This window comes from Lederbergia citri (assembly GCF_018343625.1).
Lineage (GTDB): Bacteria > Bacillota > Bacilli > Bacillales > Bacillaceae_C > Lederbergia > Lederbergia citri.
The window spans coordinates 529,385-548,622 of the sequence record NZ_JAGYPG010000002.1 but is presented as its reverse complement, the minus strand read 5'-3'; the positions used below and the strand labels follow the sequence as shown (position 1 = coordinate 548,622).

The following is a 19,238-nucleotide window of genomic DNA, read 5'->3' as shown; positions in this document are numbered from 1 at the left end:
TTGAAAATAGTGTAATTCCAGAATCGTTTGGGCGCGCTGGCTCCTTTGTGAGGACAATCAAAATATTAAAAAACGACTAAAAGCCATTTCTCGTGGCTTTTGGTCGTTTGAGATAAGACTATTTAAAGATGATCGATATAATTTCTTTCATCGTCATTCCGCTTTCTACTTCAAATGTACCAGGACGTAAATCTTTCGACAAACCCTGCTTTTCAACTTCATTAAAAAACTTCATTCCGCTATCAATAATCTTTGCTCGCTCGAGAGCTTTACCAACATCAATACTGGTCATGCCTGGAGTTACGGTTACCATTGTGCGGTATATAATCTTTTCTTTTACTTCTCCCGCTTTTTCTTCTACCTTTTCTTCTGGCTTTTCTTTTTCTTGTGCGCTATCTTTAGCTGCTTTAACGGCAGCTTCCTGCTCATGCCACTCTTCTTCTGAATGGATGACATAGCCTTCAGAAACTAGCATACTTTTCATCTCATCTATCGATGGTTTTTCCACGGCTTGTGCGTTATCTGCTTCGTTAGGACCAAAATAGTATACCGCGCCACACATACTTGCCGCTACAATTAGTCCGCCGGCAAAGCTGCGCATTGATTTATATGTCATTGGGCAACTTTGCTCCTTTCATCCTTTGCCTTTATGTAGGGGGCAAGCATACTGTCTACTTCATTCTTGTTCAACTGTTTTTTCGTTGCAATGCTATCAAATGAGTATCCACGCTTATGTAAGTCAAGCATGTCGCGTAACAAGAGGCGCTGCTCTGAAGTGGCCGGTAATATACCTGCTTCTTGTGCAGTGATTTCCGCATCTATCTCAAGATTCCTAATTTTCTGTTCTAGCTGATGTATATCATCCAATAAAGAATATGAAAGCTGATCCATTTGTTGTTCCAACTTTGATGATGTTTTCATCGATTGTAAAAACGACAAAATGAGCAGCAAAACTGCTGCACCAAATAAAATGGCTAATACCCATTCCATTGTTATGTATCCTCCCTTAACCAAAAATTTTACCTTCTTATTATACATAAAAAGTACAAGAATTCGGGTTAAAACAAGAAAATGTAACAATTGTCATGTGTTTATGACAAAAAAAGGCGTGGAGATTGGTAATACAGACGAAAATAATAATATTTATGAATTGGCCAATACGAACTTCAATTCGTTATGAATGCGGATCGCCCAGCTGATTATGTAAATTTATTGGAACAGTAAGTGGTGCATGATAGGGATTGGTGAAAATTACTGTATAATTGGTGAACATACTCCGCATATGATGAAATTTTTGAAGGGATTGGTGAATTTATAGTTCGGATTGTGAAAACTTTCAAATAAATTGATGTAAATCTACCGGGAATTGGTGAATTTACTTAAATCCTTTTCCTTGGCATTTTTTTATCTGTTAATTATAATTTACACTTATATCCATTTACCTTATAATTATCTTAGTCATACATATTTCATGTAGGATATTTTACTCATTTAAAAGCGGTTTCAATTATATTTTATAATAGATTTACAGATTGATAAAAAGGGGAGGATCTTTAATGAGAAAAGTTTTAAATGTAATCGCTTTACTATTATTGATTATGGTTCCACTTCTTACTGCATGTGGTGGAACGTCAACAGATTCAGGAACATCATCACCTGGAAATGATTCCGGTACAGATTCCAGTGGTTCTGACTCAGGTACTAAAAAACACAAGATTGGTATTTTAGCACCAGCTGTTACGCATGGTTGGGTTGCAGCGGTTGCGTACAATGCGGAAGCTCGTGCGAAGGAGCTTTCCAATGACATTGATTATCAAATTCAAACAAGTTCAAACGCGGAAGAAATGACATCACAATTAGATGACTTGATGACATGGGGAGCAGAAGCGATTGTGGCATTCCCACAATGGGAAGGAATGGAAGTTCCTATCCAAAAGGCACTTGATGCAGGCATTAAAGTTGTAAACTTTGATATCGTTATTGATGCTAAAGGTGTCTATCGCGTATCCGGAGATAACGAAGATATGGGGATTCAAGGAGCAAAATACATCGTTGATAAAATTGGAAAAGAAGGCAATGTTGTCATGCTTGAAGTTCCAACTTCAGGTTCTGTATCTGAGTTAAGGAAAAAAGGTTTCGTTGATACGATGAAAGAAATTGCACCAGATATGAAAATCGAGACGTATGCTACAAAGTTTACACGTGAAGACGGATTGAAGGATTTTGCAGATATTTTAACTAGCACTCCTAAGATTGACGCTGTTTATTCTATGGATGATGAAACTTCTATCGGTGTCTTGCAGGCTATTGACGAAGCTGGAAGAACGGATATTAAAGTTGTAACTGGCGGAGGCGGAATGCAGGAATATTTTAAAATGATGCCAGAAAACGAGAATATTTGGATTGAGTCTGCTTTATACAGCCCAGCAATGGTTAAAGATGCCGTGGATGTTGCGCTTAAACTTTTAAATGGTGAAAGCGTTGAAGAGGTTAAGGTTATTCCGACAACGATTGTTGACCGCGATAATTACAAAGATTTCCTTGACGATAATTCACCATATTAAGTCATAGAAAATTATGAAACGGAAGGGAGATTATGGCTTAGCTATGGTCTCCCTTTTTATAAAAACTTGGAAGTGATTGTATGATCATTGAGATGAAAAACATCAGAAAGTCGTTTGGAAGTAATGATGTGCTTAAAAATGTGTCTCTTACACTTAAAGGCGGCGAAATTTGTGCATTGCTTGGTGAGAATGGTGCTGGAAAATCGACGCTCATGAATATTTTAGGCGGAGTTTTGCCTGCGGATTCCGGACAGATTTCAGTAGATGGAAAACAAGTTGAATTTAATACGCCGTCAGAGTCTCAGGAAGCGGGGATTGCCTTCATTCATCAGGAACTGAATTTGATTAATGACTTGCCGATTTATGAAAATATGTTTCTAGGCAGGGAATTAAAAACGAAAAGAGGCAGCCTTGACCTCGAAAAGATGTATGAGGAAACAGAAAAAATGTTTCAGCAAATGAATGTGAACCTTGATCCAGGTATGATGGTTGGCGATCTTGATGCATCGTATAAACAAATCGTGGAAATCTGCCGGGCGATGATGACGAAAGCTTCGATCATTATTATGGATGAGCCTACGACTTCATTGACAGACCAAGAAATTGAGCGCGTTTTTATGATGATGAAAACGTTGAAGGACCACAATGTCGGGATTATTTTTATCTCTCATAAACTGAATGAAGTGATGGAGATTTGCAATCGATATGTTGTACTTCGGGATGGCAACCTTGTGGCAGAAGGGGATGTAGAAACCGTTACGACAAATGATCTGGCGCGATTCATGGTTGGATTTGATGTACGAACTGAGCCGTTATTAAGAGAGAAAAAAATAGGAGCGGAGATTTTGCGAGTCCAGGGTCTTACTTCTAATTATTCATTTAGAGATATTGATTTTTCAATAAAAGCTGGCGAAATTGTTGGAGTTACCGGACTTCTCGGAGATGGGCGCAGTGAACTTTTTCAAGCAATTTTTGGAGCGGATAAAATAGATTCTGGAAAAATATTTTTAAATGGAAAAGAAGTATCATTGAAAAGTACGACACAAGCAATTGAAGCAGGAATTGCGTATTTACCTCGTAATCGGAAAGAAAATGCGATTATTAAAGATATGGATATTATTGAAAATGCGTCAATCGTGACATGGCCTAAGTTTTCCAAACGCGGAATCATTAATGCGAAGAAGCATGAGGAAATGTTTGAAAAACAGAAAAAAGCTTTGAGGTTAAAAATGGGCAAGCTGACGGACAGCATTACGAGTTTGTCAGGCGGAAACCAACAAAAGGTCGTGTTGGCTAAATGGCTAGCATCTGATCCGAAACTGCTTATTTTAGATAACCCCACTCAGGGTGTGGATGTAGGTGCAAAAGAAGATATTTATGATATCATTTTGCAGCTTGCCGATAGCGATATTGCAATTATTGTCTTGTCCAGCGAAGCGACTGAAATCATACGCGTTTGTGATCGCGCGCTCGTTATGTACCATGGAGTCATTCAAGGAGAAGTAGCTGGAGAGGAAATGAACGAGCAAAATATTATGAGTCTTGCGACGGGTGGACAACTGACTTATACATAAGAAAGGAAAGCCGATAATGGAAAATGCCAGTGTAAAAAATAATAGAAACTTTTTTGTTTGGTTTAAGCATAAATGGACGAGCGAACCACTGTTCAGTACGGCCATTGCTCTTATTATCATGATTATTTTACAAACATTGGTTTTAGGATTTGATTACAATTCGTTCGGCGAATGGTTTCAGTCCTGGATCAATAACTGGATCAATATTTTAAGAAATAATGCGGGAGTCGGAATTATTGCACTAGGGATGACCTTGGTGATTATGACGGGAGGCATCGATTTAGCCGTTGGTTCTACATTGGTTGCAACAGGTGCATTCGCCATGATCCTTCTTGACACAGGAACAAAAGGGATTTTAGGCATGTTAGGAATGACCGGATTTCCAGCATTTGTTGTGACAATTGTATTGGTTGTCCTTTTAGGCTATTTGCTAGGATCGCTGATTGGCGTAACGATTACGAAAGGGAATGTACCTCCATTCATTGCAACTTTGGGCGCGATGATGATTTTCCGAAGTGTGACGCAGCACTTTATGCAAGGGTACAATCCAAAAGTGCCAATGGAATTTTTACAGATTGCTAGTTTTAAAATAGGAAACTTTATGATCATGCCAATTATTTATTGGGCAATCATTGCTTATATTTTGTACTATGTATCCAAACGCACTACCTTTGGACGGCACATTATAGCAGTAGGATCGAATGAAAGAGCCGCGAAACTTTCCGGTGTGAACGTAAATAAGGTTAAATTGCGTGTGTATGCGTTGATGGGTGTTCTCGTTTCGATTGCAGCGATCATTCAAGTTTCCCGAATCGGCTCTATGGACTTCTCCAACGCGGGACGCGGAATGGAAATGGACGCCATTGCAGCTGCTGTTGTCGGTGGTACGAGCATGATGGGAGGAAGAGGATTCATCCTTGGAACTGTGTATGGAATGTTAATTATTGCGGTTATGAACAATCTTTTGAATTTGTTTGGAGTGCCTCCGTTTTTGCGTGAAGCGTTCAAAGGGTTGATTGTAATTGGAGCAGTGTTGTTGCAGAGGAAAGAGAAGACGTCTTGATTGACTGTATTGAGTGGGTGCCTGGTACCCACTCAATTTATTTATAATGGAAAATCTAGATGTTTAGTTCGTAACCCATTAAAAAGAATGGCGAAAATTATTCCTCTTCTAGTTCCCTTATTTCAACGGTGGTTTTCTCTCCTTTTTTTCGATTATCAAGACTTTGAACAATCGCTGTTTTCCCGTCCTCATTCAAGCTATCAATCCATATCGGAACACCTTGATAATTTACGTCAACTTCAGCGGATGATGATAAAATCTGTTTTATTCGATTTGCGTCCAAATCTTTCACTCCTATCGTATTTTCCATCTATTTTTTGTTATTAAGTCCTATTTATTCATACTTATTTGTTACATGTGGATCCTATTGACAGCAATAACGGAAGTAGTGGAAAATAATTCCTCTTTATAAGAAAGTGTTTTCACTGGTAAAATACAGTAGTTATATTACTTAATAGAAAATGGAGAGGAAATTTTGTGGTACAACCTAGAAGCAACAAGACAAAAGTTTTCGCAATTATCATTGCCATCATTGGAGTCATCATTTTAGTCAGTTCGATTATATCGACTATCAGTATGAGTAAATATTATCTCGACTCTTTTTATCAATCTGTTTTTACATATTTGTTGGGAGTCATATCTGGGCAAGTTGGCTGGGGGATTCACTTTGGGATTGCTCTAATAGTAATATGCTTGTTATTATTAAAACCGCGCGAAATAGGAGCGGACAGCCTAGAATCGGAAAATACAGTTGTTTCTAAAGGGAAGTTGAAAGACTTATCAGTGCTAGAATGGTTTGGAATATTAATACTACTTGCCATTCCGCTAGTGAATATCATCATGCTTCTTGTTTGGGCTTTTGGTGCAGACAATCTTAAGAAAAACTTTGCGCGTGCCAATTTGTTGTATGTTTTAATTATTGCTGTTATTGCCATTGTCGTTGTGATTTTTACGTATCAAATGTATGCATATTAAGATTTTAATCAAGCCCTTGTAATATCTCGAATGTTGATATAACAGAGGATTTAAAAAACAATGAAAAAAGAAGAAAAAACAGTAAATGGGAGGGGTCTTTAGGAAAAGTCCCTCCTATAATTTCTGCTCATTATGCTCTAATTCAAAGGCATGTTATGTTTCTTCCTCGATACTTTTTTTAGTTGATTAATAATCTGTTGTTCTACTTCTTCATTATTTTCTAATTGAACACCATACATAAATTCTCCTGTATGCGTTTCTTTCCACCGAAAATGACCTGACACTAGAAATTCTATTTCCTCTAAAGTAAATTGTATGCTCACTCTTATCATATCCCGATTTTGCGGTATATTAAGTTTTGTTGAGAACATTAGCCCATGTGGACTAATATTATGGATTTCTGCATCACCGAAGTGGCTTGCTTTTTCGGGTTCACCTTCCAGAGCGATATTAAATTGACAATTGAGAGGTGGTGAAAAATTATAGCGAAACGCTTCGTGGCGGTTGCTTAGCATAAAAGTTACCTCCAAAATGGTTATTGGGCCAGAACAATTTGTTTCGACCATTCGTTTTAGTTAGTATAATATAGATTTGAAGATAATAACTCCGAGAATCGAATACCTTTTAAATTCTACTTATGATTCTTAAAGAAAGTATTGATATCTGTGGTAATGAATCGGCAATCTGGTAATATCGGGTTTTTGCGAATTTTAACCGTTAGAGTATTGATTACCTTGGCAATTTCATCTCGTTCATGTTCCTCTATTATAAATTCCATCCAGTATTGATACACATCATCATTTAATTCTTTCATCCAAACAATTTTTCCTACAAATTCAATGATTTTCCCTAGTATTTCGGTTTCTATGTTTAAAATCATATCGGAACGTACAGCCATTTTTATGTCAGAGAAAAAGCCCAAACCGCCTACACTAAGATCATGAATTAGAACTTCGGTTTTGCCTAATGAGATGTCTTTACCCATAAATTTGGTAATAGTCAAGTCTGCTGAAAGTGGGTGAGGCAATGATAAACGGAAATACTTTCGTCTATTCTCAACATTTTGATTGGCTTTTCCTTTGTCTGCATGGATTTCTATTTTTCCTTTTTTGAGCAGTTCTTTAAATACGTCTGCTTTTACTGGTTTGCTATATAGATATCCTTGTACTTGATTGCAATGATGTTCTTCCAAAAATTTTAGCTGCTCTTCTGTTTCTACTCCTTCAGCAATTACATTGATTTCAAGACTTTGGATTAAATTTATTATTCCTTTTACGATTAGTTCGTCTTGCGGGTTCGTACCAATTTCTTTAATGAAGCTTCGATCAATTTTTATCGTATCTACTTTGAACTGTTTTAAGTATGAAAGTGCTGAGTATCCTGTACCGAAGTCATCGAGAGAAACTTTTAATCTGAGTTTATTTAATTGATGAATCACTTCAATCGCCAGTTCTTCATTTTCCATCAATGAATTTTCTGTAATTTCGATTTCTAAATATTGCGGGTCTAAATCAACCTCTCTCAATATTTTTTCGATACTTTGTACAAACTCTTTTTGCATAAATCTTTTGGCAGAAATATTGACCGCGACAGGGACGATTGCTAATCCTTCATCTTGCCATTCTTTATTCTGCTTACAGGCCGTTTCCTTTACCCACGTACCAATCGGAATAATTAAACCTGTGTCTTCTGCTAAAGAAATAAATTCTTTTGGCGATATAAGATCCCATTCAGGATGATTCCAGCGTATAAGAGCTTCAGCACCTATGATTCGATTTGATTGTATATCGATTTTAGGTTGATAATATAATTCAAATTCATCCTTCTCCATCGCCTTATGCAGGCTGTTTTCAATGGAAAAAGCTTTAAACGTTTTGATATCTTTTATAGAGCTAAAAGCTTTATATTGATTTTTACCTTCCTCTTTGGCGAGATTTAACGCAATATCTGCATTTTTCATTAGTGATTGAGTATCTTCGCCATCATTAGGATAGCTGCAAAGTCCGATGCTAGCAGTAATAAATAGTTCATACTCATTGATGAAAAAAGGTTTACCTATAGAATCAATAATTTCATGGGCTATATTAAATGTATTTTCTAGTCTAGTATTTGGGATCAGAATTGAAAATTCATCTCCGCCTATCCGTGCTAAAAAGCACTCTTCTTGTAGGCAATTTTGCAACCGCTTAGATATTTGAATAAGCAACTGATCACCAATCGCTGGACCTAGAGTATCATTAATATTTTTAAAACGATCCAAACCTAAGTACATAACGACAAATCTTTGTTGTAGAGTATTAGAAATAACGACATTATTTTCCAACGCTTCTTCGAACTTGAATCTATTAGGGAGTTTGGTTAATTGGTCGAAAAAGGCTAAGTAATAGTTGTTTTTTTCAGCTCTTTTTTCTCTGTAATATCTCTGCCAATGATTACAAGGGCTTTTCTGCTGCCATCCTGATGATAAATAGGTTTTGATATAATATCAAAGGTTACATACTGTCCATTTTGACTTGAAAAACTTACTTCCGTTCTATTCAATTTTCGTGATTCCCATATTCTCTGGTCCTCTTCATAACGGGATAAAAAGAACTCATTAAAAAATGGTTTCACTAAAACGAGTTCAGCAGAAAATTTTCCTATATAATCAGTTTCTTTTAAACCAAAGAGGGTGATTGCATATTGATTTGCATTAATCCAGCGATCCCGCCCATCTTTAAAAATAATTAAATCGGGAAATGCTTCAAGTAGTGTTTCTAACTTTTCAATGGCATCAAACAAATCTTGTTTAATCTTATCATCAACTTTATCTTGGTTTTTCAACAATATCACCTTATTTCATTAAAAAACTCTTTTTCGTTACCGAAAAAGAGTTGGAAATCCTACGTTTCGGTAACTGGCTGGCATCGTGTAGAGTGTACACCTTAGCCCCTTTAGCTTTGCGTCATCATCTTTCAATGATTTTGCCTTTTCATATATTAGTTGACATGTTGATAGGTAGACAGTGTTATTACAACTAAATTGAGAAAATTTATTATTAAAGACATATTATCACATGTTTCTCTTAATTGTAATCATCTTAGGAATAGAGAAGTAAGGACTTTTTGTAAAAAAATTAATGTCCTGTTGAAATATACAAAATAATAGATTAATATATTAACACTGGTATAAAATTCCTAGGAATTATGTCATATAAATTCATTTATGAAATGTTGAAAAGAAATTGGCTCAAACAATAACTACATTAGAATTCTCTCTCTGTTAATGTTATTGAAAGGGTGATCTTATTGGAACAACCTGATGTTTTATTGAGAAGAAAAGCTGATCAATTACTTTCGGATGTCATTTCATTAAATATCCTTCTGAATCTGGAAGTGCCGGATCATATAAAAGCTAGAGGATTGGAAATATTACAAGATTCTGTTGAAAAAATATATAATTTTATACCTGATAGTATATTTCATACAGAGAATGAACATAGAAATCCGGACCACTCATCTTTAAGTGAGAAAGAATTAACAAATAATATATTCTATGTCGATTCGGATCATTATAATGCTTTATCTAGAAGGACAGCTGAATTTAATATCAATTACTATCTAAGTAATATAAACGTTATGGGTCAAATTAATTCAACAATTTACACATGAAGGCAATGACTTCGTCTTATAGGTAGTATCTTAATACTTTTTATATAAATTAATTAGAGGGGGTAGTTCAAAACGGGCACCCCTATTTGTTATTAATATGCTTTTGGTGACCTTTAATGGATAATCGATAGATTGATGTAAGCCAAGAAACGTGCAGCGAAGAAGACTACTAAAAATCAATAAACCTTGAATATATAAAGATGCTAAAACCATTTTATGCTGTATATATTTTGGGGGAATTAAAGAAAATAGCCTTAATTTAGGTATGACGCGCTAGTATAATATAACTGTAACTTTGGAATTATAGGAAAGATTGATTTTTTCAGAGGAGATAATGGTGGATACATTTCGCTAATTGTCTTTTGAAATTTAAAAAATAGATACAGGTTCTTACGCATAGAGTACTAATTTTTTCAGGATTTCCATACTGTGGATATTGTAATAAGGTAAGCTGAATGAGTATAATATAGATTATGCTATGTTGAACCAGTACAATAATTTGCAACTTTTTAGTATTTTCACCGTCTATAATATTATGGCATCTAAAGTGTATTAGGGAGAGGGTTTAAAAAATGGGTCGACATAAACCGAAAAAGAAAAGAAAAGGATTAAAAATATTCCTTATAGTTTTACTTGTACTTGTTGCTGGAATTGTTGCTTATGGTTACTCGATATATCATAATCTTTCTAAAGCGGCCAATGCGGTTCATAGTCCGATTGACCGTACTCCGGAAGTTAATCGTCCTTCAGATTTAGAACTTAGTAAGAAAGAACCTTTCTCAGTTTTGATGCTTGGAGTAGACGAGCGCGAGGGTGATAAAGGCCGTTCCGATACGATGATTGTTATAACTGTAAATCCTAAGTCGCAATCAATGGAAATGCTAAGTATTCCACGCGATACGAGAGTAGAAATCGTTGGTAATGGTACTGTGGAAAAAATTAATCATGCCTATGCACGTGGCGGCGTAGAAATGTCGATGAATACAGTTGAAAAATTCCTTGATATTCCAATTGATTATTATGTAAAGATGAATATGGAAGGTTTTCAGGAAATCGTAGATGCTGTAGGCGGAGTAACAGTTAAGAATGATTTAGACTTTACTCAGGATGGACATCATTTTGCTGTTGGTGAACTTAACTTAGATGGTAAAGAAGCTTTAAGCTATTCACGGATGCGTAAAAATGATGCTCGGGGTGACTTTGGGCGTCAAATGCGTCAACGTCAAGTAATTCAAGGCGTTATTAATAAGGGTGCTAATATTTCTGCTCTTTGGAAATATGATGATGTTCTAAAGGCATTGAGTAAAAATGTTGAAACAAACATTTCTTTCGATGAAATGAAATCAATTCAAAAAAATTATGCGGATGCTCGTCATAATCTTGAGCAAATCCAAATTGAGGGTAGTGGCGCAACGATTGATGGTCTTTGGTATTATGTTGTACCGGATGAGGAAAGAGTAAAAGTACAAAATAAGTTAAAAGAGCATTTAGAGTTGAAATAAAAATAAAGCGTTGGAACCTTTGAGGTTCCGACGCTTTTCGTTTTTATAATTAACCCATTTTTCCATTTCCAGTTACAAGAGACTTCATTCCCATCAGATTTTATAAATTCCTGAATTTCTTCTTAAGTATTTTTATTATTTTTTTCACCATAATCTTCTAGATCGTTTACACAAACATATTGTTCGTCATATCCCGTTAACAACATTGTGAAGTGGATTAGGTGAAACATACCTGTCATCATTGTTTGTTCAATATCTTTCTTTCTGCACTTTATATTCATTTATTATCCAAACAAGGACAGGTCTACTTTCCAAAATAAAATATTCCAGCGTCTGAAGAGTTGCTCCGGTTGTGTCAATAACAGTATGTATTGATTAGACTGCTACTTTAACATATTCGGAAAAATAGAATATCCAATAAAAAAATGGATCGCGGACGTACCCTCTTGACGGATTTCCCCATATATTTATCGGTTCTATCGATAATCCTAGTCATCTCGATATCATCATAAATATGTCCTTTTGCAATCATTTCTTTTGTAACACTAATCTCATAATAATTAAAAGCCATTGCTAACCTAAGTTGCTTCGCAGCCAGAAGGCAAAATTGGTCTTTGCTTGATATAAGGGATGTTTAAAATGATTTTTTCTAATTTATCCTTATATTTCATATTCATAGACAAAAGTTTTACTACAGAAGTACTAACGAATACGGCTTTTCCGTTGTAGTCAATAGGTTGCCATCCATTAATTTGCTCCCCAATTACATCAATTTGATCGCCAAAAATAGAACATGCCTGATGAATTAGTGTCCATGACTAGGTTCCGTACGAATATTTAAGTAGTTTTGTCACTCTAATATATGTGATTTCTAGTGGGCTTAGGAGGATTATTTACAATGCTTTTGGATATGTATTTATGTGATTATCGAATTAAGCAGCACTCATTACTATATTGTCCTATTTCATATTTTGAGAAGTTATGAAAATTGTAAGTAACTAAAAAACACATTCTACACTGCTGTTATATTTGATATAAAATTGAAAAAATAGTACTTTACTCCCGTTAACTTATTCTTATCTATTTAACCAATCCTGTTTACAGCGCGCCGAGTGGCTGTTCTAACTGTGGATAGCCATTTTTAACATTTTTCGACAAAATTGTAATATAAATTATTACAATTTTTATACAATTGTAATGGATTAGGAACTGAATCTTAACATTGGGGTTTTATACTCTTACATAGAATTAATTTTGGAAATGGTAAGGGAGATGATGGTTCTACAGTATATTTCGTATTTTTTTATATCTAAACATCTTAATCTTTTAAGGAGGGATGTATGTTTCATGATTTTAATTCCTATCATTTGTATTGTTATTTTGGCAATAGGTTTTGTAGAAACGAGGCAGCATCAAAGAAATATTAATTCCATACCTATTCGAGTAAATGTAAATGGAATTCGCGGGAAATCGACAGTCACTAGACTAATCACTGGAATTCTAGTGGAGGCTAAGTTAAGAACGGTAGGAAAAACAACTGGTACATCCGCTCGAATGATTTATTGGAATACTGATGAGGAAAAGCCGATTAAACGCCGCCCTGAAGGTCCAAATATCCGTGAACAAAAAATGGTCGTTAAAGAAGCGGCGCAGTTAAAGGCAGAAGCATTAGTCAGTGAGTGTATGGCAGTAAATCCAGATTATCAAATTGTCTTCCAGGAAAAAATGCTTCAAGCGAATATTGGCGTAATCGTCAATGTTTTAGAGGATCACATGGATGTAATGGGTCCTACCCTAGATGAGATTGCAGAAGCATTTACGGCAACAATCCCTTATAATGGCCAACTCATTATTTCAAAGAGTCCCTATGTGAATTTTTTCACAAACGTTGCCGAAAAACGGAACACAAAAGTGATTGTCGTTGACAATAATGATGTATCAGAGGATTACCTTAAAAGATTTGAATATATGATTTTTCCGGAGAACGCCGCTTTAGCTCTAGGTGTAGCAAAAGCGCTAGGAATTGATAAGAAAACAGCCTTACAAGGGATGTTGAATGCTCATCCTGACCCTGGCGCCATGCGAATCTTGCCAATGGGTAATTATGATAACCCATCCTACTTTGTCAATGGGTTTGCTGCTAATGATCCTTCTTCAACGTTGAATATATGGAAACGGGTTGAAGAGCTAGGCTATCCAACGAAAAATCCCATTGTCGTCATGAATTGTCGTGCTGACCGTGTCGATCGTACGGAACAGTTTGCTAGAGATGTTCTCCCGTTTATTGAAATGGAGAAATTAATATTAATTGGAGAAACGACAGAGCCAATTAGAAAAGCATTCGATGCAGGTGATATACCAGCTGCAAAGATAGTTGATCTAGAGGAGAAAGATACAGAAACAATTATAGAAGCTCTTTCTCATGATTTTTCTGGCAAGGTGATATACGGTGTTGGAAATATTCATGGGGCAGGGGAGCCATTTATAGAAAAACTTCAGGAATACAAATTAGAACAGCACGTTAGCTAGGGGGAATTAAATGTTTGGTTCAGATTTATACATATCACTTGTACTAGGTGTCATTTTAAGTTTGATATTTGCTGAAAAAACTGGCGTAATGCCTGCAGGATTGGTCGTACCAGGGTACCTTGCTCTCGTATTTGATCAACCGGTATTTATGTTAATGATTTTTTCTATCAGCTTATTAACCTTCCTTATTGTAAATTATGGAATATCACGTATAACGATTTTATATGGAAGAAGAAAATTTGCAGCCATGTTAATAACAGGTATTGCCCTAAAATTAATTTTCGACTTTATTTACCCTATCCTTCCTTTTGAAATATACGAGTTTAGGGGAATTGGAGTCATTGTACCCGGACTAATTGCTAATACGATTCAGAAGCAAGGTGTCATTTTAACCTTTACATCAACATTATTACTTAGTGGTCTGACGTTCCTCATCATGTTAGGCTACTACCTCATTTAGGAGATTTTAAATGGCTAGAAAACTAACTGCACAAGAGAGAATACTAAAAAAGTTAAAACACGATAAAAAGAAAAACCTACCTTATACCATCATTACGCTTGCGATAACGATGATTTTAATGATTGTATTTTCCGTTGCCAGTGAGCCTCCTGCAATCAAAGTAAGTGAGGATAAAAATACTATTTTTACTTCCACGATGGCAGGTGATGTAATGATGGGACGGAATGTTGAGAAAGTAACGGATCGGTATGGTCAGGATTATTTATTTCGTTATGTCAAACCATATTTGTTAACGTCTGATTATGTCGTGAGTAATTTTGAGCATTCCGTTGTTTTACAGGATGGCTATACGAAAGCTGAAAAGTACATCCATTTAAAAACATCCAGGGAGTCCGTCCAAACATTAAAGGATCTTAACTTCAGTGCTGTCACTCTTGCAAATAATCATGCAAAGGATTATGGAAAAAGAGGATTGGAAGACACGATTAATACTTTTAAAGAAGTAGGCTTAGATATGGTGGGTGCAGGATTGAATCTTGAAGAGGCAAAAAAAATATCGTATCAAACAAAGAATGGTGTTAATGTGGCGCTCCTTGGGTTCACAGATTCTTATACGAAAGGAGCTCGAGCGTTAGAGCTCCGGTCAGGTGTGTTAAATGCTGATCCTGAAATATTTTTGCCACTCATTAATGAAGCGAAAATGAATGCTGATTTAGTAATCGTAAATGTGCACTGGGGTCAAGAATATGATAACGAGGCCCATCCAAGGCAGAGGGAACTAGCAAAAGCTATGGTCGATGCCGGGGCTGACATTATTGTTGGTCATCATCCACATGTTCTTTCTTCTGTAGAAGTATATAAAAATAGTGTTATTTTCTATAGTTTAGGAAATTTTGTGTTTGACCAAGGTTGGACGAGAACGAGAGATAGCGCAATCGTTCAATATAAGCTTCAATCTAATGGAAAAGCAAAAATAGAAGTTACCCCATTAAGAATTCGGGAGGCAACACCTCAGCCCATTGGGAAATTCGGTTACTTCCATTCTCAAAAAATATTTCGCACGTTAACGAAGGATACGCCGAACAAGGACGAATGGAAAATTGAAAATGGGAAGTTGACTTATGAATTAGATCATTCAAAAGTCTTAAAAGAGGTTGCGACTAGTGGAAAATAAGATATTATTCTCCATTCTGATCATCGTCGTATGCATTTTTACTTTTCTGTTATTTATGAACAATGATATTCAGCTTCAGCCAACCGATGATAATGTTACGTTTGATGTTGAGCCTTCTACACCAATAGAAAGTTCCGACGGATATGGTGTGAGTTCTTCTCACCCTCTAGCGGTGAAAGTCGGGATGGATATTCTTGAAAAAGGTGGAAATGCAGTGGATGCTGCTGTCGCCGTTTCGTATGCCCTTGGTGTTGTTGAGCCGTATGGTTCAGGTATTGGCGGTGGAGGCGAAATGTTGATTCTTCCTCCAGCTGGGAAAAAACCGATTTTTTATGAATATCGTGAAAAGGTGCCGATCTCTGGTACAATCCCATCTGGTTATGTTGGTATCCCTGGGTTCGTTAAAGGGTTGGAAGTCATCCATAATGATTTAGGTTCAGTGAAAATGGCTGATTTGATTCAGCCCTCTATTGATCTAGCTGAAAACGGGTTTAAAGTGAATCGTCATTTGACAGAGCGATTAGAGGGAGCTAGCAGCAGAATGCCAATAAAAAGTCTTCCGCATTTATTTCCAAATGGTGAAGCGATTAAACCAAATGAAGTATTAAAACAAACAGATCTAGCAGAAACCTTAAAAATACTTAAAAAAGATGGAACAAATTCCTTTTATGATGGAATGCTTGCTCAAAAATTATTACAAGCAGTTCAATCTTTTACACCGTCTGATTTGGAAAGTTACTCAATTGAAAAGTCAAAGCCTGTTTATGGTAAATTCAAAGATTTTGAGGTCATTTCTGCTCCTGCACCTCTTGCTGGTGCAACGTTAATCCAATCCTTACAAATGACAGAAATACTAAATCTTGCTTCTCTTGAAGTTAATTCTGCTGACTACATTCATCTGTTAGGAGAAATATCAAAGCGAGCTTATTTTGACCGATTAAAAAATATTGCAGACCCGAGTTTTTTTCAACCTCCAAAGAATCTTACGAGTAAGGAATATACAAAAAAACTTGTAAAGGATATTTCTTTGAACAAGCTCTCTGAAAATTATCGGATCAACGACTCGGTTGCAGACGAAGAGGATTACGATAATACTACTCACTTTGTCGTCGTAGATAAAAAAGGAATGGTTGTATCCACTACAAATACGCTAGGTAACTTCTTTGGTTCGGGTAAATATGTAGGAGGATTTTTCCTAAACAATCAGCTAAGCAACTTTAGTAATTCAGCGAATCTACCAAATAGTCCTGCTCCAGGGAAAAGACCAAGAAGTTTTACAAGCCCGACAATCTTAAAGAATAAGGATATGGTTATTGGCATTGGAACACCAGGCGGAAAACGTATTCCTATGGTGCTTACACAAGTGATTATCCGTCATCTTTTATTAGGAGAATCAATTCAAGAAGCAATCGATGCACCAAGGTTTTATGTCGAAGATAAAGTTATTTATACGGAAGAACCTTTTTCAAAAAATATTAGTAAAGAACTACGCTCAAGAGGTTATAAAGTGATAATAAAAAAATCACCTTCCTTTTACGGGGGAGTACAAGCTCTCATTATTGATCGAAAAAAGGAAGAAATATATGGCGGCGCAGACGAGCGGAGAAGTGGTTACTGGCAAGTAGCAAAATAAAAAAATGGAGTGAGAAGAATGAAAAAATTAATTCAAGCAGTTTTACCTTTCGTATTCCTTTTTACAGCACTATTCGCCATGTCCAATTTTAAACATAAGGAAGTCCTTACATCACTCGAGTCACAGAAAATAGTCGAGTTTTTTGAAAACAAAGTGACTACTAGTAATCTACCAATTGAATAATCAAAAATGCCTTTGAAGATAAAGGGCTTAGTTTTGAAGTACAAGAATTGAATTAGCGGGTAAAATACTAGTAAAATTGGCAATAGAATTTACAAGATAATTAACACAATAATCGTCGTAAAAAAATGCTCAGGGGACATAATGATATGCTCCCCTTAAGGTAGACAGATTAAAAAATAAAAATCTGTAACCTTAGGGGGAGCATTTTTCATGTCCAAACGGTCCTTCTCAATTGATTTTAAACTCAAAGTCATAAATGAACTTATACAAGGTTATCACTCAATCAATGAGGTAGCTTATAACAATAAAGTAGACTGGGTGAGCATAGATGATTGGAGATGGAAGTATGAAAAATATGGAGTAGATGGTCTAAAAGAGGCGACTACTACAAAAAAATACTCTAAAGAGTTTAAGATGGCTGCCATTCAGGACTATTTATCCGGCTATTACTCTCTTCGAGAGATAACTAGAAAGTATGAAATACCGAGTACGAACACTTTAAGGAAGTGGATTAAGGATTATAATGATCATAGAGACATAAAGGCTACTGGGAGAGGAATGAGCCACTCTATGACAAAGGGAAGATCCACAACGCTTGAAGAACGGATGCAAATTGTATTGTTTTGCTTAGAAAATGGAAAAGATTATCAGAGGACAGCCCTGACCTATCAGGTCTCTTACCAACAGGTATACCAATGGGTAAAAAAGTATGAAGATGGCGGAGAAGAAGCTCTTTGGGATAAGCGTGGAAAGAAGAAGGAAGAAGCTGAACTTTCCCCAGAACAGAAGATAAAATTGGAGATGCAAAGGCTTGAGAGAGAGAACGTGCGTTTACGTGCAGAAAATGCCTTCCTAAAAAAGTTAGAGGAGATCGAAAGGTGGCGAAGATAAGCCAGGTGCGTTTTAAGGATAAATATATTGCAATCCAGGAACTGCATCAGGAAGAGAATTTCTCCATTACGCTGCTTTGTACAATTGCAGGGATTGTTCGGTCTGCCTATTATAAGTGGCAAAAGCGAACACCTTCAGTGCGTGAACGTCAAAATGAAGAAATCATAAAAGAAATGATGGTTCTCCATGAGGAAGTCAAAGGCATCTTTGGGTACCGTCGAATGACTTTAAATTTAAATCGAAGATTTGAAGAGAGCTTCAATCATAAGCGAATCTATAGACTTATGAAGATAGCTGAAATCCAGAGTGTCATTCGGAAAAAGAAGAAACGTTACAAACAATCCACCCCTCAACACGTCGCGGAAAATATATTAAATCGGGAATTCAAAGCTGAAAAACCGAATGAAAAATGGGTTACAGATGTCACCGAACTCCAATATGGTGGGTCTAAAAAGGCTTATTTAAGTGCGATTCGAGATCTATATGATGGGTCGATAGTAAGCTATGTTTTAGGACATTCAAACAATAATAAACTGGTGTTTAAGACTTTCGATCAGGCTACAGCCCTATTGGAAGGAGCTCACCCACTTATTCATAGTGACCGAGGATTCCAATACACACACCAAGGATTTAAACGAAGAGTAGACTCTGCAGAAATGACTCATAGTATGTCTCGAGTTGGAAAGTGTATTGATAATGGACCTATGGAATCTTTTTGGGGAACACTTAAAAGTGAGAAGTATTACTTAGAAAAATATGAGACCTTTAAAGAACTTTCTGTTGCCATAGATGAGTATATACATTTTTATAATTATGATAGATACCAAGAACGACTAAAAGGCCTAAGCCCTATGGAATATAGGGCCAAGGCTGCTTAGAATTTTTTTATTATTTCCGCTGTCTACTTTACAGGGGGCACTTCATAAGCCCTGAGCATTTTTCTATACTTCTACTTATTAAACTAAAGCCCCGGTGTTAATCACCAAGCTCTTGCACCCACGAGAATGAAAGGGTGAAAAAGTCCCAGCTCGCTCCCGTAT

At 36.2% G+C, this 19,238-nt stretch carries 18 protein-coding genes and 1 riboswitch; of the genes, 12 read left to right on the top strand and 6 right to left on the bottom strand.

Features of this window, described 5'->3' with window-relative positions:
- Nucleotides 1-118: 118 nt before the first annotated feature.
- Both KHA97_RS11350 and KHA97_RS11345 read right to left on the bottom strand, forming a co-directional pair.
- Nucleotides 119-616: a hypothetical protein gene (locus KHA97_RS11350; RefSeq protein WP_213124856.1), complete on the bottom strand. Its 498-nt coding sequence runs from the start codon at nt 614-616 to the stop codon at nt 119-121.
- Nucleotides 613-990, bottom strand: a complete 378-nt coding sequence (locus KHA97_RS11345) for a hypothetical protein (protein WP_213124855.1) — start codon at nt 988-990, stop codon at nt 613-615. The genes KHA97_RS11350 and KHA97_RS11345 overlap by 4 nt, the downstream gene beginning before the upstream one ends.
- Nucleotides 991-1,556: 566 nt before the next feature.
- Here KHA97_RS11345 and KHA97_RS11340 point away from each other — a divergent pair.
- The 3 genes from KHA97_RS11340 to KHA97_RS11330 all read left to right on the top strand — a co-directional run bounded on the left by KHA97_RS11340 (nt 1,557) and on the right by KHA97_RS11330 (nt 5,201).
- On the top strand, nt 1,557-2,564 hold the full coding sequence (locus KHA97_RS11340) for an ABC transporter substrate-binding protein (protein WP_213124854.1): 1,008 nt from the start codon (nt 1,557-1,559) through the stop codon (nt 2,562-2,564).
- A gap of 80 nt (nt 2,565-2,644) precedes the next feature.
- Nucleotides 2,645-4,138: a sugar ABC transporter ATP-binding protein gene (locus tag KHA97_RS11335; protein WP_213124853.1), complete on the top strand. Its 1,494-nt coding sequence runs from the start codon at nt 2,645-2,647 to the stop codon at nt 4,136-4,138.
- A 16-nt stretch (nt 4,139-4,154) separates the two neighbouring features.
- Complete coding sequence (locus KHA97_RS11330) at nt 4,155-5,201, top strand: ABC transporter permease (protein WP_213124852.1); 1,047 nt, start codon at nt 4,155-4,157, stop codon at nt 5,199-5,201.
- Nucleotides 5,202-5,298: 97 nt separating this feature from the next.
- On the opposite strand, the gene KHA97_RS11325 is transcribed toward KHA97_RS11330, so the two are convergent.
- On the bottom strand, nt 5,299-5,493 hold the full coding sequence (locus KHA97_RS11325; protein ID WP_407658016.1) for an H-type small acid-soluble spore protein: 195 nt from the start codon (nt 5,491-5,493) through the stop codon (nt 5,299-5,301).
- 185 nt (nt 5,494-5,678) lie between these two features.
- Between KHA97_RS11325 and KHA97_RS11320 the strand changes: the two genes are divergently transcribed.
- Nucleotides 5,679-6,176, top strand: coding sequence for a hypothetical protein (locus tag KHA97_RS11320; RefSeq protein ID WP_213124850.1), 498 nt, complete (start codon nt 5,679-5,681; stop codon nt 6,174-6,176).
- 137 nt (nt 6,177-6,313) lie between these two features.
- Here KHA97_RS11320 and KHA97_RS11315 read toward each other — a convergent pair whose 3' ends face one another.
- From KHA97_RS11315 to KHA97_RS11305, 3 genes are all read right to left on the bottom strand, one after another.
- Nucleotides 6,314-6,691, bottom strand: coding sequence for a PilZ domain-containing protein (locus KHA97_RS11315; RefSeq protein ID WP_213124849.1), 378 nt, complete (start codon nt 6,689-6,691; stop codon nt 6,314-6,316).
- 116 nt (nt 6,692-6,807) lie between these two features.
- On the bottom strand, nt 6,808-8,655 hold the full coding sequence (locus KHA97_RS24435) for an EAL domain-containing protein (protein ID WP_325167469.1): 1,848 nt from the start codon (nt 8,653-8,655) through the stop codon (nt 6,808-6,810).
- Entirely contained in the window at nt 8,553-8,999 is a 447-nt protein-coding gene (locus KHA97_RS11305; RefSeq protein WP_213124847.1) for a PAS domain S-box protein, read from the bottom strand. Before KHA97_RS11305 ends, KHA97_RS24435 begins: the two co-directional genes overlap by 103 nt.
- 65 nt (nt 9,000-9,064) lie before the next feature.
- A riboswitch (cyclic di-GMP riboswitch) is annotated at nt 9,065-9,154 on the bottom strand.
- A gap of 309 nt (nt 9,155-9,463) precedes the next feature.
- Here KHA97_RS11305 and KHA97_RS11300 point away from each other — a divergent pair.
- The 8 genes from KHA97_RS11300 (at nt 9,464) to KHA97_RS11265 (ending at nt 19,076) form a co-directional block, all read left to right on the top strand.
- The gene (locus KHA97_RS11300; protein ID WP_213124846.1) at nt 9,464-9,826 is read left to right on the top strand and encodes a hypothetical protein; all 363 of its coding nucleotides are present in this window, start codon (nt 9,464-9,466) and stop codon (nt 9,824-9,826) included.
- 572 nt (nt 9,827-10,398) lie between these two features.
- A complete protein-coding gene (tagU, locus tag KHA97_RS11295) occupies nt 10,399-11,328 on the top strand; it encodes a polyisoprenyl-teichoic acid--peptidoglycan teichoic acid transferase TagU (protein WP_213124845.1) in 930 nt (309 codons plus the stop codon).
- Nucleotides 11,329-12,675: 1,347 nt separating this feature from the next.
- Nucleotides 12,676-13,857: a poly-gamma-glutamate synthase PgsB gene (gene pgsB / locus KHA97_RS11290; RefSeq protein WP_213124844.1), complete on the top strand. Its 1,182-nt coding sequence runs from the start codon at nt 12,676-12,678 to the stop codon at nt 13,855-13,857.
- Between the two features lie 10 nt (nt 13,858-13,867).
- On the top strand, nt 13,868-14,317 hold the full coding sequence (gene pgsC, locus KHA97_RS11285) for a poly-gamma-glutamate biosynthesis protein PgsC (RefSeq protein WP_213124843.1): 450 nt from the start codon (nt 13,868-13,870) through the stop codon (nt 14,315-14,317).
- Between the two features lie 10 nt (nt 14,318-14,327).
- A complete protein-coding gene (locus KHA97_RS11280; RefSeq protein WP_213124842.1) occupies nt 14,328-15,491 on the top strand; it encodes a CapA family protein in 1,164 nt (387 codons plus the stop codon).
- Nucleotides 15,481-17,124, top strand: a complete 1,644-nt coding sequence (gene ggt / locus KHA97_RS11275) for a gamma-glutamyltransferase (RefSeq protein WP_325167443.1) — start codon at nt 15,481-15,483, stop codon at nt 17,122-17,124. Before KHA97_RS11280 ends, ggt begins: the two co-directional genes overlap by 11 nt.
- 18 nt (nt 17,125-17,142) lie before the next feature.
- On the top strand, nt 17,143-17,307 hold the full coding sequence (locus tag KHA97_RS11270; RefSeq protein ID WP_213124841.1) for a hypothetical protein: 165 nt from the start codon (nt 17,143-17,145) through the stop codon (nt 17,305-17,307).
- A gap of 210 nt (nt 17,308-17,517) precedes the next feature.
- Nucleotides 17,518-19,076, top strand: a protein-coding gene (locus tag KHA97_RS11265) for an IS3 family transposase (RefSeq protein WP_213124840.1) whose coding sequence is annotated in 2 segments (ribosomal slippage) — nt 17,518-18,160 and nt 18,160-19,076 — 1,560 coding nt in all. Because the reading frame shifts where the segments join, the coding sequence is not laid out codon by codon here.
- Nucleotides 19,077-19,238: the final 162 nt, after the last annotated feature.